The organism is Alkalicoccobacillus porphyridii (assembly GCF_007293315.1).
Classification (GTDB): domain Bacteria; phylum Bacillota; class Bacilli; order Bacillales; family Bacillaceae_D; genus Alkalicoccobacillus; species Alkalicoccobacillus porphyridii.
Window position 1 is genome coordinate 333,886 of sequence record NZ_VLXZ01000002.1, and the last position, 14,840, is coordinate 348,725.

Annotated in this window: 10 protein-coding genes; 1 reads left to right on the forward strand and 9 read right to left on the reverse strand. The window is 39.5% G+C overall.

Annotated elements, in window-relative coordinates; translation table 11 throughout:
• Nucleotides 1-46: 46 nt before the first annotated feature.
• The 9 genes from FN960_RS04960 to FN960_RS05000 all read right to left on the reverse strand — a co-directional run bounded on the left by FN960_RS04960 (nt 47) and on the right by FN960_RS05000 (nt 13,398).
• The gene (locus FN960_RS04960; RefSeq protein ID WP_438799720.1) at nt 47-982 is read right to left on the reverse strand and encodes a carbohydrate ABC transporter permease; all 936 of its coding nucleotides are present in this window, start codon (nt 980-982) and stop codon (nt 47-49) included.
• Nucleotides 983-1,069: 87 nt separating this feature from the next.
• A complete protein-coding gene (locus tag FN960_RS04965; RefSeq protein WP_143847487.1) occupies nt 1,070-1,984 on the reverse strand; it encodes a carbohydrate ABC transporter permease in 915 nt (304 codons plus the stop codon).
• Nucleotides 1,985-4,537: a DUF5696 domain-containing protein gene (locus FN960_RS04970; protein ID WP_143847489.1), complete on the reverse strand. Its 2,553-nt coding sequence runs from the start codon at nt 4,535-4,537 to the stop codon at nt 1,985-1,987.
• A 19-nt stretch (nt 4,538-4,556) separates the two neighbouring features.
• Complete coding sequence (locus FN960_RS04975) at nt 4,557-5,168, reverse strand: YIP1 family protein (RefSeq protein ID WP_438799722.1); 612 nt, start codon at nt 5,166-5,168, stop codon at nt 4,557-4,559.
• Between the two features lie 11 nt (nt 5,169-5,179).
• On the reverse strand, nt 5,180-6,643 hold the full coding sequence (locus FN960_RS04980) for a hypothetical protein (RefSeq protein ID WP_438799679.1): 1,464 nt from the start codon (nt 6,641-6,643) through the stop codon (nt 5,180-5,182).
• Between the two features lie 18 nt (nt 6,644-6,661).
• A complete protein-coding gene (locus tag FN960_RS04985; RefSeq protein ID WP_143847493.1) occupies nt 6,662-7,537 on the reverse strand; it encodes a carbohydrate ABC transporter permease in 876 nt (291 codons plus the stop codon).
• 2 nt (nt 7,538-7,539) lie between these two features.
• Nucleotides 7,540-8,496, reverse strand: a complete 957-nt coding sequence (locus FN960_RS04990; protein ID WP_143847495.1) for a carbohydrate ABC transporter permease — start codon at nt 8,494-8,496, stop codon at nt 7,540-7,542.
• Nucleotides 8,497-8,513: 17 nt separating this feature from the next.
• A complete protein-coding gene (locus FN960_RS04995; RefSeq protein ID WP_260681923.1) occupies nt 8,514-11,420 on the reverse strand; it encodes an extracellular solute-binding protein in 2,907 nt (968 codons plus the stop codon).
• A 610-nt stretch (nt 11,421-12,030) separates the two neighbouring features.
• On the reverse strand, nt 12,031-13,398 hold the full coding sequence (locus FN960_RS05000; RefSeq protein ID WP_143847496.1) for an ABC transporter substrate-binding protein: 1,368 nt from the start codon (nt 13,396-13,398) through the stop codon (nt 12,031-12,033).
• A 534-nt stretch (nt 13,399-13,932) separates the two neighbouring features.
• Here FN960_RS05000 and FN960_RS05005 point away from each other — a divergent pair.
• Nucleotides 13,933-14,721: a helix-turn-helix domain-containing protein gene (locus tag FN960_RS05005; protein WP_143847498.1), complete on the forward strand. Its 789-nt coding sequence runs from the start codon at nt 13,933-13,935 to the stop codon at nt 14,719-14,721.
• Nucleotides 14,722-14,840 lie beyond the last annotated feature (119 nt).

Below are 14,840 nucleotides of genomic sequence, written 5' to 3' on the forward strand. Positions count from 1 at the left end.
ATCTCCTGCTTTCTTTAGGGAGAATTGTATTTTAATTGTACAAACCTTATCCAACAACTCCTGTACGTTCAATACTTTGTACGAAGTATTTCTGAACAAATAGATACATAATGATGAGAGGTAACATTGATAATAAGATGCCCGTATCTTGAACCATACTTAAATAAAATGGATCTGCACTTGCCGTTTCTCCACCGTCCAAAAACATCGATAAATTATACGGTAAGGATGATAGCTGCGTAGCCATGACATTACTAGATGTTAAATAGGTTGTCGTATAGAAGCTATCATTCCATTGCCAGACAAAGGAGAATAAAATAACCGTAACAATGGCTGGGACGGCGTTCGGTAACATGATCCGAAAAAACGTTGTGCCAACTCCTGCGCCATCAATGTAAGCAGCCTCTTCAATTGCTTTAGGAATACCTCTAAAAAATTGAGTAAAGATAAAAATAAACAATCCAGCCTTTAATGAATTAGCGGTCATGGAAGTTAAAATAAATGGCCAATAAGAATCTAATAAATTCACAGAATCCCCTGTTAATAATGGAATCAACCCGAACATACTAAATTCCCTTAAATTCATGTACATCGGTATTAATATCGTTGTAGGCGGAACTAAGATCGTTAAGATCACACCAGCAAATAATAGTTTGCTCCACCTTGATTTTAATAATCTTGCAAATGCATAGCCTGCAAGAGCACAGGAAGCAGCTGTTAATATGGTTGTTACCCCTGCTAAAAGAAATGTATTTAATAGAGTGTCCCAATAATTCATGATCGACATCGCATTCCTGAAATTCTCAAGTGTATACGTCTCAGGAATCCAAACAACTATTGGGGAATATAAGTCACTTTGATGTTTAATGGCTGTTGAAATTTTTTGAAGGATTGGATATAGAATAATAAACGAAAGGCCAGCTATTAACACAAACCTCACAAATGACCATAGCCAATTCTTCATTCTTTCCAACGTAAACATTCGTAGTAAGGTCAATACATTCACCCCTTCATATTTATTCCATCAAAAGCAATCTAATGGTGCCGTAAGAAAACAGTCTGTAGTCAACTACTCTTGATAAAATACCTTCTTAGAGATTAAAAACACGCTGGTGAGCAGGATAATCATAATTGAAAGAAAGTAAATCCATGCCATAGCAGAGCTTAACCCGAAGTTAAAGTTATCGAATCCGACAGACATGACCAGATCTGTGACTGGACTTCGAGAAAAAGAATCAATAATTGTATAGACCAGGTTCACTAATATAAGTGGACTTACCATGGGTAGTGTAATCTTCCAAAATGCCTCATATCCCGTAGCTCCCTCAATTTTGGAGGCTTCATACAATTGCGGCGAAATCGTCTGAATGCCTGCTAGGAAGATGAGGATCTGCACCCCCGATTGACTTACGATTTCGTATATTCGATCAACCGCTCCTGTAAGGTAGACGACAATGTATTCATTGACGCCTGCTCTTAGCATGATTCGTTGCAGTTCAAAGGAGCCCATTACGTTTGCTAGTCCTCCAGAGGTCGCGTTCTGTTGATTAATTTCTTGTACGAGACTTGTTTGCTCTAAGCTTAAAATAACTCCTGACGCCAATATGACTGGCAGGAAAAAGATCGAACGAGCAACCGATCTCCCAAAAAACTGTTGATTTAACAACACTGCCAAGAACAAGCTGAATATGAGAATAAGTGGTACATTAATGACAATGTTCATAATCGATTCTAACAATTGACGATTAAAGCTGGAATTAACCGTCAACGCTTCAATAAAATTAGAAAATCCGATATACGTTACTTGAATTCCTTCAGAGCTAGCTTCGATATTACTTAAGCTGTATCGCAAAGAATTCACTAATGGAACCATGAAGAAGAATACAAATCCAAGCAACCAAGGTGCAACAAATAGAATACCCCACAATCTCTTTTGACCTTCATACGTTTGAAATGACAAACCTGCTTTTTTTAAGGTATTCATTTATTTATCACCTCCAACGAGATAGCCTTGTGCTTCTATTGCTTCTCCTTCGACAGTAACTGGTTCGTGGTTATAGTTAACAATGATGGAGACCCCATTCTCATAGATTGTCTCAAACACCCCATCATCCAGTTTTTGATGGGAAGTGATTGATTGATTCGCCACGTTTTTTAACACATCATTCACTTCATGATATAGATCCACAGCTTGGTCAAACCATTGGTTATAATTCACAGCATAAAGATAATTGAAACTTGTATCCTTTAACGTTTCATTTGGCTCATACATCCATTTAAAGTGAACATTTGCACCGTATTCTAATGCTTTTAAAATATAATCACTGTCACTGAGGTTTGTTGACAAATTATATGGCGCCCCAGAATAATCAATATGTCCACGTATAACCATTTGATAGAAAGGAATGGCTTCATCCTGCAGCTTGAATCCACTATTACTCATCGGTGCATTAATAATATTTTTTAGATAAGGCAAGGCATAGGAATTCCCCCCACTTGCCATCATGTTTAGGTTCTCGCTTTGGATAAGCTCTAATGCGTTTTTGGAAATGGCTTCTGATTCCGTTCGGTCCAGCTGTTCGTTCCTTCTAAAATCACTGTTTAGTGAATCTGCCAGGTCTCGAAGACCAACACCAGATGCATTGTGCCTAGAAAAATCATGTAACATGCTTGCTGTATATTCCTCTACTAAACGTGGAGACAAAACATAAGACGGATCTTGCGTTCGATCTCTCGAATTCAATGCTAAATTTAATGGATAAATTGTCGCAGGGACACTGGTTAACGTTCTAGAAGCTTCACTTCGAGTACTGAACCCTGAAGTTGAATGGACATTTAACATCGCTACCTCTGGGTAAAGTTCCACTCCTTGCGCTTCTGTAAAGTCAATGAAATCATCCAGTCCACGTCTGCCACCTATTGAACGATCTACACTAATAGAATCAGCGACTTTATGATGAACACCCTTATTAAACCACCCAGTGTAATTAAGCTGGATGTTATTTATTTGTTCTGCTTTCATTTCTTCAATGATATGTTCCGCTTGTTCAAATGTTGTTAGTGATTCTAGTGATCGGTATGGCACTCCGGCGAAATGCTTTTGTTTTGTAGCACTTCCAATTAACTGCAAGAAGAATGGAATATCCTCTTCCCCAGTAGCCTCTGCTTTCAGTGGCAACTGATCTTGTTGGACGAGATAATCACGATAATAGGAAGCCATCCCAGTGTATGTCGCATCTTCCCCATCTAAAAACACATAACGAACCGCAAAATCTGACTTCATGGCTTCCTCTTGGAACCGCGGAATCGTACGTTCCTGTTGGTCTGCCTCTAACGTTACATCTCCTTTTCCAACCACAGTAAATGTCGGATAAACAGAGTTGTAGCTGTTTAATCTTCCACTGATATCTGCATTAATTCTTGCCACCGAAGCCCCTTCTTCAATGATTCCTAACATGGCTTCGCTTTCATCCCTTATTAATCCGAATACTGGGAGCCTAACCGTTTCCTCTGTCCTTGTTTCAGTCGTTAATACAGTAGAGAGGTCCGTGCCAAACACAGATTGTTGATAGGATGGATGTCGCGTTTTCCCATTATTAAAGTGAATCAACGCTCCTGACCCGTCAGGAACAAATATCGAGCCTTCTTCTTCACTATCTGCTGCTCCAAAAAATCGCATCATGGCAATTTGGTGCACAGGGAATTGTTCAGAAAACTGTATATCTGAAACAGGTACTCTTACTAATAAACTATCGCCATCTAATGTATATTCAATAGCTGCTAGAAACACTCTCCCAGCTTCGGATTCTTGTGTGAAATTTAGCTCAGCCATATCTTGTTCTAGGTCTTCCTCTGAGTATCCCGTTTGTTCAAAGGCATCCAATGCTCGTTGAAGCTGAAGGCCATTTAATGCACTATCATTTCGTTCATAGATACCAGTCTCTCTATTTTGTGTATACGCTATCATTAAAGCTCGCTCACCTGTGCTATCTAATAAGCCTGTTAGTTCTTCAAATCTTTCCTGACTTAACATTAAAGGCAGATCCCCTGCTGATTGTTCCGCTTGACCGAATTGATAGACGACTCGAATGCCGTCTGGAATCTCTTCAATACGATATTGTTCGTGTGCGATACTATCTGAAAATGTATTGAGCGTACTCCCTTGACCAAATTGATTCAAAAACTGCATCTGAAGCTGGGAAGATAGTAAATCAGCATTCACTCCAGAAGCAATCGAATCCTGATCTCTTTCAGGGGGGTTACTATACCAGATTTCCCCACTATTTTTGTTGTGGACAGCCATGTTTGCCGTTTCTTCTTCTACGAACAATTGTAAGCTCTCATTTTCAGCCATACCTTTCATATGTTCAAGACGACTATCTTCAAACTTCCCTTGTAATGGCTCTTCTTGTGTAACCGTTATTTCTGCCAAATCTTTTTCATCATCTTCACCAGAGCTAGTGTTTTCAGAACAACCCGAGAGAATGATAAGCACAAGAAAGAATGCAAGTAGACGTACTGAATAAACGTTTGTCATTAGGATTTACACTCCTCCCCTAATACCTAAAAACAATTTCTTGATAGATGACGCTAATAAACGCGATGACCTCTTGGATTAAACTAAAGAACAAGAGACAAAGGAACGCCATAAATCCCATTGCAACAATCGTTAAAGAGATTGTTACTAATGTTTTAGAAGGGCTAAATTGGTGCACAGTCATATTGCCAACAAACATTAAAAATAGAAACCAAACAACTGCGATACTTTGTGATAAATAGTAGAATGTTGCTTCCTGTAATGAAATGAAGTTACTTAACCAGATCCACGGAAAATTAATAATCACCAACGGAACTAAAGCAAAACACGTGGCAATAAAGATATCTACAAATTTTCCTTCTCCGTCCAACAAAGTGGTTAATGACCAGTTCGCAACACACCAGAAAAGCACCGGTACCACAACATACACAATCTCCATTAAGCTATTCATTTCATTTGGATTGTACAAATTAACCACAAATCCACTGTACTGACTGCTCAACACATTTGTGACAATGAGCAAAAACAGAATAATGAACGAAACAAGAACACTAATACGTTTGTTAAGTTCATACTTTAATTCCCAAAAACCATCAAAGGGATGAACAGATAAATAAAATGGATATTTCATCGTCTCATTATTCAAACCGACACCCCCCTATTTCTTTTAGTAGACCTGCGATAGATAACAAAGCTTGTAAAGCCTACTACCAAAATAAATACGCCTGTCATGATGAAAGAAAAATGTTGGCGTAGCTCCTGGTTTCTGAAAAGTAAGTAAGCCTTTGAATAATTCGTCTGGTCCAAGCTTCTCTCGAATTGATTCATCGCTGCTTCATAATCATCCTGCCGTAACAGCGCCTTACCAATTCCCGTATATGCAAACTCTAAATTCATGTTCATTTGGACGGCTTCACTATAGAGCTGCTGGGCTCTTTCTTCATCGCCGCTTTCATAGCTACGGACCGCTTCATTTAAAGTCTGTCCGTATTCTGTTGCAGCAAAGATGGAGATTTCACCAAGCTCTCTGTCTAATACAAGAAATTGATCCCCACTTCTTTCAATGGCTATCGGTGTGTGGAATTCACCAACCTTGTTTCCTAACCCCCCGAATACATACATCAGATGGCCATCACCGTTGTATGTGAAAATCCTTCCCCTTCTCGCATCAAGCACAGAATAGATTTCACTGTCAGCCACACTAATATCAACTAAACGAGAGGGTCCCGAGCTACGGGTATATAAAACGTCGCCGAATGGGCTAAAGTAGCCTTCTCTTCGGAGAATGTCATCCCCTCTTGCGTTTATTTTTTTGATGACGTCCTCTGAATTATCTGCATTTGTTGCATAAACAAATCCTCTCTCATCAATATCAAGACTTGTAAATTCAGTAGGAACATACATCACCATTTGACTACGTTGCTCTCTTGTAGCAAAACGCTTCCAAATGTATTCGATCGGATCCACTCTTACTCTATTTGCACCAATAAATGTTGTAAATTGACCGTCCACACTAAATTCCATAAACCCATCAAATACCCCGTCTGCCATAACAAATACTCGATCAGCAAAGTCAACGACCACTTTCACGGGAGTAAACGTAAAGTTCTCACCTAGCAATTCGGACTCAGGATTGTCGATTATTTTGACCAGTTCAAGATTTTGGTCCAGGTGTACCACGCGGCGATTACCAGAATCTGCGATAAATATATGATCATCGTTGTTTACAAAGATTCCTCTTGGGTTAGCAAAAGTACTGCTTTGCCCATCTAATGAAAAAGAATCAATTTCATGAATTAACTCTAACTGTTCATTTAAGACAACGACTCGGTTATTTCCTGTATCTAATATATAGATATCTAGATTCTCGGTAACATGCATGTCGCTTGGTTCAGCGAATGCCCCTACTCCTAGGCTCTCGCCATCTACTAAGTTTGTTGCTGAGTAGGCTTCAGGAGATGGGACCGAATCCCCCCAGTAGGAGTAATTATAAGATTTTGGTGTATACGTTGTAGCTTCCGCCGTAGGGACACCACCCACAATCGGTACCGAAAGTAACAGCACAGCTAACAGAGAAACAGTGCATTGCTTCAGTATTTTTTTCAATTTGTGATCAGCTCCCTTCTAATCTTTCATACCGGAAGTTGACATCGTCTGGATTACTTTACTTTGGGATATAACAAATAAAGTAATCGGTACCGCCATCAATATTAATGCGACTGCAGCTCCAACTCCAGCTCGAGCGATCCCGCCAAGTGTAATTTGTTCTAGAGCATAATTTAAGGTTTTTAATTCTTCACTGTAAACAAAGTCCCCGCCATTTGTTCCCCAGAGAATCGGAAATTGAAGAATCAAAAGGGTTAACCACGCTGGTTTGACGTTGGGCATGACAATGGACCAGAAGATACGGTACTCACTTGCTCCATCTATTTTGGCCGCTTCCAAGATTGAATCGGGAATTTGTTCCATAAACTGTTTCATTAAGAACAAACCTAGCGGAAACGCCATTGCTGGAATAATGAGAGATGCATGAGAATCGATCCAGCCAAGTCCTGACATCACCATATAATTTGGTATCGCTGTTACGTGAGGAGAGAACATTAAGGATAATACAACAACAGAAAAGATCAGCTTGGAGCCTGGGAACTTGTATTTCGCTAAAGGGTAGGCGGCCATGGAAGCTAAAAGGATATGGCCTACTGTTCCAAATAACGTAATAATAATCGTATTTGCAAAATATCTTGAGAGCGGCACCCAAGAGTCTCCCATAACGGCAACTAAATCAAAGAAATTATCCAAGGTGGGATTTCTAACAAAAAACTTAGGTGGAAATATAAATAATTCATCAAGAGGTTTAAAGGCGTTATTAATGGCATAGACCAAAGGAATGGCCATAAACATCCCGAACACAACCAAAAACAAAAACAGCATGATACTAACTGGTAGGGAGCGGTTCAGTTTTTTTTCAATTCTAAATAACTTTTTTCCTTTTAACTGCATAATCACGTCCCCACCCTTCTAAGTACTTTTTGCACTAATAAGTTTGTACTTACCATGATAATGAACAACACCGTTGCAATGGCTGAAGCGTATCCCATTTCAAATCGAATGGTACCGTAATCGATCAAGTGAGTAACAACAGTGTGTGCAGCATAGTTCACACTTGGAAAGCCTGCTAATGCCATGGAGATATCGGCCACAGCAAAGGCCATGGTAATTTGTAATACGGCTCCAAATAATAATTGAGGCTTCATAGATGGCAGCGTGATAAACCAAAGCTCCTGCCATCTATTCTTTATGCCATCGACGGCTCCCGCCTCAATCAGTGATTTATCAATGGTTTGTAGTCCCGCAATGAAGGCTAAAAAAGCGGTCCCTAAGCTTAACCAGAGTTGAACTAAGATAACGACTCCTAGAATATACTGTTCGTCCCTTAACCATTGAATAGGTTCTAGTAGAAAGCCCGTTTGCATCAGAAATCCATTTAAATACCCATACGTATCACCAGAAAAGATAATTAACCAGATAAAAAACACATTTCCTGAGATAGATGGTGCATAAAAGATAACCGTCATAAAAGCTCGGACTTTAGGAGAAAGTTCATTAATAATCCAAGCAAAAAGGAAACAAGCAACATAACTCACAGGTCCGGTTATGATAGCGAAAATTAACGTGTTTTTTAAAGAGGTCATAAAGACGTCATCACTTAAAAATAATCTGGCATAGTTTTCCCATCCAACAAACGAAGGTAATTCCAACATATTAAATGAGAAGAAACTAAGAACAAATGAAATGACAACGGGAATAATCGTAAAGCATGTAAAGATAATCATGTATGGTGCCATCAAAATATAATAATGTTTCCCTCTTTTTAATTCTCGCTTCAATTTGCTTAATCGTGTTTCCTTCTTCGAATGGATTACTTTATCGACAGTTTGTTCCCCTGCCTGAATCGACATCTTCCTCACCCCCGATCCTAATACGGTAAATTAAATTCTCTTCGTTTCACTTCAATTTCATCATCAATATAGCGAATATAATCATTTAAGGCTTCACGCGGATTTTCACTTGCGTTTACGACTCTTCTAAACGCATTATCTAAATGTCTGCCCGTGAAATACCCACCAGGAACTTGCGGGATTCCGCGAACCCACTGCCACTGGCTTTCCAAGTTGTTATAGTCTTCCACTGGCCAAGGTAGCTGCTCAAGCGCATCAATATTTGCCGTTGGATATCTTGCTGCTTCTCCTAGCAAGCTTTCCATTTCACGACCAAATGAAATTTGCGTTTCTTCATCTGTCCACCATTTTAAGAATTCCCAAGACTCGTCTTTCTTTGTCGAGTTCTCAAGCATCATGGCAGCAGTAGTAAAACTAGAAACGTCGTGTCTAATGGATCCGTCCTCCATCTCTGTCCCAGGAACCATCGTAAACTCCCATAATCCTCTTATTTCTGGAGCCAACACGGAAAGCATATTGTAGGTTGCGTAATCAGCGATTCCGATTGGCATTTCTCCGACTCTAAAACGGTTCGGGAAGTCAGCCATTAAAGGGAATTTATAGTTGGTATAGAATTCGGTCCATTGATTAAAGACTTCAATTGACGTTTCCGAGTTTAATGCACTTGACATGTGATCCTCTTCATAGAAGCTTCCTTCGTTCTGATAAAGAAGCATCGAAAAAGCTGGATTAGGAACTAGTACTTGATTGTCCTGCGCCATAGGATCATCAATCGGCAAGTAAAACTCTAAGTTGTTTCTCTGCAAAACAGAAATCATGCTATACACGTCTTCCCACGTTTCCGGAACATCCAAATTTAATTCCTCTAAAATATCTGTTCGATAAAACATAACTGGAAACATTTGCGTTTCAGGTAATGCATACACCCCATTATCAAACTCATAGGGTACAAGGGCACTTTCTCTGAACCGAGTCGCCACCTCATCAAAATCAGGAAACACAGTAAGGTCAGCCGAGGCACTCCGCATCGCGTAGTTAATCGGTACATCCTCGCCCATTTGTAAAGCTACGTCTGGTCCTTCATTTGCTAGTGTTGCTGGTAAAAGGATATTCGGTGGAACAAGTCGCAGATTGACTGAAATACCAGTCTCTGGTGCAAACGTGTCATCAATCAACCCTTTTAATATTTGTGCTTGGTCACGCCCAGTGGTTATCCAAACAGTCAATGAATCTTCCTCATCTTCCGCGTTTCCAATCGTGTCATAATCTTCCGTGTAAGAAGCAAAGAAAGCACCTACTTCATGCTGCGTCCTCTCAATGGTGTTTGCTTCAGCCCTCGGCAGTTCTTCTCCAGGGGAAGAAACAACTAGATAATCTAGAGTAAGAGGTTGTTCACGAACAGTTTGGATCCAAGTCCCTAAGCCCCCAACGTTTAACTTAAAGGATTCTAACCTTCTTGCAATCGTATCAGGGTCCTTTATCATCGCCTCTAATTGAGTCACTGTAGAGTGCAACACGGCCACTTTGTCACTTCGCTCGCCCGTTGATTCTTCAAGGTACTCCGCAACTTCCTGGATCGTACTTGCTTGCTCTTCAAACACGTCGATCATGTCGGGAATTCGTCGATCCAACTGATAATCCCTTAGTGGATCTGGTGTGTTGGAAGTAATCATAATAATGTTTCGATACATATCATTTAACTCAAGTACACTGGATTCAATCGTTCGTAACAGAGGCGCAATATCCCCAAGGGTAACGGTCATCCTAATGCGGTTTGTTCCTTCTTCAAGATGAAATAGATACGTATCCTCATCATCACCAAGGACGTCCGTTCGCCAATCTAGATTATAGTTAAACCTCATGTTATTTAACTCTTCAAAAGGCTGCTCCCCGTTTATGGTTATACTTCGTGATGCGTACAACCCTCGAAGCTGATCCTGCTTACTTTTAAGAGCAATTTGATATAAGCCTTCTTCTTCTACATCAACTTCCCATTCAATCCACTGTCCTGGCTGCTTCCAATTCACGCCGCCTATCGTATTCACTCTTAATTTCGACACATGATAAGGCTGAACAGTTGGACTCGAGCGATCTGTTAATGGAAAAAGGGTTGGGGATGATTTCGCCACAGCATCCTCTGCCTGCACCTTGATATATTGACCCTCTGTCGGTTCAATACCATTTGCTTCATACTCCGCTTTCTTTTCTTGATAGTTGGTAGCTGGAACATGCTGGTATAATTCAATGTAATCTATCATCATCGGTTCCCGCTTTGAGGTTAGTGTGAATGTTTGAACCCCTTCTTCAAAGTGAAAAAAATAGGGTTCATTGTAATAACCCTCACTATCTCGGAAAGGAGCTTCTAACCAATCTGGTCTCTCTACTTGACGAGGCCGCAAATCGTTGTCTCGATTATCACGCTTAAAATCGTCATGCTCGTTATCCCATAATCGATCAAATAGAATAAAGCGGGCACCATCAAAAGGGACTTCTCCATTTATCTCCAATTCTCTTTCAATGGCAGAGCTCTTACCTTCCATTGGGTAATAATGAACTCTCATATTGTATAAACCGGGATTCTCGATAGATACCTCCCAGCTTATTGAACCTTCTTCAGGAGTGATTATGGCACTCCCATCTATTCCATCAGCATCCTCCACGACTTCAAATCCGTCACCATCAACCGTTACATAATGCTCACCTTCTACTCTAATCACATCTTCTGGATAAGGTAATGAGGGCAAACCTTCTAAATAGTGAGCGTAATCTCCTTCTCTCTCACTACTTGTAATTGCTTCAAATTCCGCCATGGCATGCGAGAGTTGTGAGTCTGGGGAATTCATTACATGCACGGTGTAAATGGAAGAAAAAAGTATCGTAATGATAATAATGACTCGTACATATTTCTTTTTTAATATGTACACTTTTTTACCCCCTTTTGCTTAACAAGATTTCATCTGACATAGTTGCATTGTTACAAGCTCAATGAATGTGTCCAAGTTTATGTGTAAATGTTCCTGAGGGTTTTATGGATAGAGGGCGACTCATTATTCCTTTCTTCGACCGTCGCTACCAAAATAGGGGGCACGCTTACCGCGGGAGTACCTGAGCTAACGGGCTATGCCCTTTTATCTAAATGAACTTTTTTATCGAGACCACTGAAAAAGTCATGTAAGAATGAGCTGAATGGCGCCGCTACAGGAGAACCCTTCGCTTTCCGCGGGAACGGCCTCAGCCCTCGAAGTGGAAAACCACCACTTCGATGTCTTCAGACTCGCTCTGTTCCGCAGGAGTCTTCGGGTTCTCCTTCCGCTAACGTTCGGACTTAAATAATTGAAGAACGTTCACAATCTTATAATGATAGTTTTTCAATGAACTCCTTTTCATCCCGTAGGTGTCGGCCCTCCTATTTTGTCCGCTAGTTTCAGAGTAGGCATTGGTATAGCTATTTACACAATAACAAGGACTTGATTAGTAAGAACGTCGATAGCTAATGTAAACGATTATTTCTGAAAAAATTTTAAGCTTGAGTTATTATTTATACACATCATCGATCGCTGACTGGAAGTTCGATTTATACATTTCTATTACAGTCGATACTGAAGTTCCATCTAGTATTTCTGCTTCAAATTCATAAAATTCCAAATTCTCAAATGTAAAGTGGTCTAATACGATTAAATTATCAGCTACCATTTTTGCGTTTTCTATATCCTCTTCGTTCGCAAATGATGTCTCATACGATTCTTGACCAGGATAATCATAAATTGAATTGATATCATTTATTCTTTCCCAGATGTAAAGTAGTTGTTCTGGATTCTCTACACTCTTAGGAATCGTTAACGCTTGGAATAATCCTTCATATGAATGATACTCTGTTGCACTCGGTCCTTTTGGAAATGGGACGAATCCTAAATCATAGTCCGGCATGTCAGTTTGGAACCCATCAAATTCCCAAAGTGCCCCACCGTACATCAAGACATTGCCTTCACGAAAGAACTGACCGGGCTCCGTCCAATCTCCACCTTCTGTTGGTCTGGCTAACTCTTCTGTAGCAATCTCAGACAAAAATTCAAGAGCTTCCACTGTTGCCGGGTCATCTAAATTTTGTTGATCTTCAACAGTTAAAGACGTATTGTTTGATGCTAAAGCTCTCTCTAATACGGAACGATTAGCAAGACCCCATGTATCAATACTTCCATCATTGTCACGATCGACATTTGCTTCTTTAATTGTCTCTATAAAGGTGTCCCAATTCCAGTTATCTTCATCAACATATTCTTGAAGTGGCTTCATACCTAATTCATTCATTAGCGTACGGTTATAGAAAATACCTTGGACTAAGTTTGTTTTATCCTCTGTAAATCCATAACCTCTTCCATTGTGTGTGTAAAGATCATTTGTAACCGCCTGGTTAAACGCATTATCATTTTTTGTATATTCATCTATTGGCCACAATAAATCCTGTTCAACGAGGTTTGGAACGGTATATGTTTTTCCTAATCGAACGATGTCTCCTATTGGTTCTCCAGCTAAAAGTGATGCAGTCACTCGTTGTTGATACTCTCCATAGTCAATCGCAACATATTCAATTTCAAAATTATGCTTTTCCTTTAATTCTTCTAGGTTTTCTATGCGTGCAATATTATCAGGGTTTGAGTCATCGATCTCCATGTCCCACCATGAGACCACTTTGATTGTTTTGCCCCCTAAATCAAAATCCATTTCTGGGGTTCTATTAATGTTATCCTCCACTTCTTCTTCGTTGTTTTCATTCTCATCAACATCATCAGATGGATTGTTAGCAACCCCATCGTCGTTACTTCCTGTGTTAGCTCCGTCAGAACTACAAGCTGTTAAACCAATAGCGAACACCAACAGTAAAGCAAGAAACAATTTCCTCATTTTAATCCCCCCGTTTATTAGATTTTTATTGTGAAGAATCCTTTCAATTGAATACGCTTTCATTTTTGCAGGGGTGTCGACTTTCATCAGACACAAAAATAGCATCAGTATGACTAACATTAGCCGTCTTACGTGCCATTTCCTCAAAGAATTCCCGCTAAAAAGCTTGAATAATTCAGCTTTCTAAATCAAATATAACGCTTTCATTTACCGTCCAACAACCTGATTATATTTAGTTATTTCACCTGTTTAATTCTATTTTTTTATCAAACAGAATGGGAGATCGCCCTTTGTTTATTTGTTTTTTAGCCGGTTAACACCACCCCTCACCTCCACAATTTTTTCTTAGATCGCTACCCTCTGCAGCGATAGGAACATTTAGGGGATTCCAAATTAAATAAACGAATGTGAGAAATATAAAGAAAAGCACATTTTTTCGAATCATAAATTTCATATAATGAAAACACATACATTCCCAGTTAAGAGTTGTTGCTTTCGTGAAAAATCATTCATCTAAAGGTAAGGGGGATTTTCATGTATAAGGCTTTGCTCATTGATCCAGAGAACCAATCCGAGAATAAGCTCGTAAATATGGTTGATTGGAATCATCACGGATTTACATTACAAACATCCTCAGAGTCTTTTTCAAAAGCTTTTACTCAATTTAGAAGAAGGGACTATGACACCGTCTTAATTCATTTAAAGGACGCCGATCATCAGGGATTAGATTTATGTAAGCGCATACGCGAAGAAAGTACCATTCCATTATTACTTTTTGGTGGTACGGAAGAGTTTCATTTCGTAAGGCAAACCATTAAACTACAAGTCACCGATTATTTGCCCGCTCCTTTACACTCTGAAGATTTAACAAATAGTTTACTAACAATAAAGCAAACATTAAAAAGGAATAAACCTCTTTCCCTTGCAGCATCTCCAAATGAACACACCATCACTTCTCGAAAAAGCGTAAAAGATAAGATTGAAGAAGTTAAAAATTATGTAGAACGATCATTAAATACAAATATTACTCTAAAAGAAATTTCAGATAACCTTCATTACAACTGTTCTTACCTTGGTCAGAAATTTAAAGCCCAGGAAAAAATGACGTTCCATCAATACCTTCTTAATAGACGGATGGAAAAAGCAAAAACTCTACTCGCAATGACGGATCTGAAAATATATGAGATTGCATCAGAGGTTGGATACACGGACTTAGATTGGTTTTATAAGAAATTTAAATCGCACTTTGGTGTAAGCGCTTCCATGTATAGGAGAAAATATCACATCGTCCCGACAATGTCTGTAAACGAAATGCATGGCTGAGCTGGACTTTATTTTTATTATAATTTCTATAATTTATCTCATTAAGGCCCAAGCGATGATGCTGATCTATAAATCATCGTTTGGGTCTTCTGTGTTAATAAGGAAAGGTGGGTACTTAC

What these genes read in the sequence shown, in the direction of transcription:
- FN960_RS04960 (WP_438799720.1), bottom strand. Translation starts at nt 982, where the DNA reads ATGTTTACGTTGGAAAGAATGAAGAATTGGCTATGGTCATTTGTGAGG.
- FN960_RS04965 (WP_143847487.1), bottom strand. Translation starts at nt 1,984, where the DNA reads ATGAATACCTTAAAAAAAGCAGGTTTGTCATTTCAAACGTATGAAGGT.
- FN960_RS04970 (WP_143847489.1), bottom strand. Translation starts at nt 4,537, where the DNA reads ATGACAAACGTTTATTCAGTACGTCTACTTGCATTCTTTCTTGTGCTT.
- FN960_RS04975 (WP_438799722.1), bottom strand. Translation starts at nt 5,168, where the DNA reads ATGAAATATCCATTTTATTTATCTGTTCATCCCTTTGATGGTTTTTGG.
- FN960_RS04985 (WP_143847493.1), bottom strand. Translation starts at nt 7,537, where the DNA reads ATGCAGTTAAAAGGAAAAAAGTTATTTAGAATTGAAAAAAAACTGAAC.
- FN960_RS04990 (WP_143847495.1), bottom strand. Translation starts at nt 8,496, where the DNA reads ATGTCGATTCAGGCAGGGGAACAAACTGTCGATAAAGTAATCCATTCG.
- FN960_RS05000 (WP_143847496.1), bottom strand. Translation starts at nt 13,398, where the DNA reads ATGAGGAAATTGTTTCTTGCTTTACTGTTGGTGTTCGCTATTGGTTTA.
- FN960_RS05005 (WP_143847498.1), top strand. Translation starts at nt 13,933, where the DNA reads ATGTATAAGGCTTTGCTCATTGATCCAGAGAACCAATCCGAGAATAAG.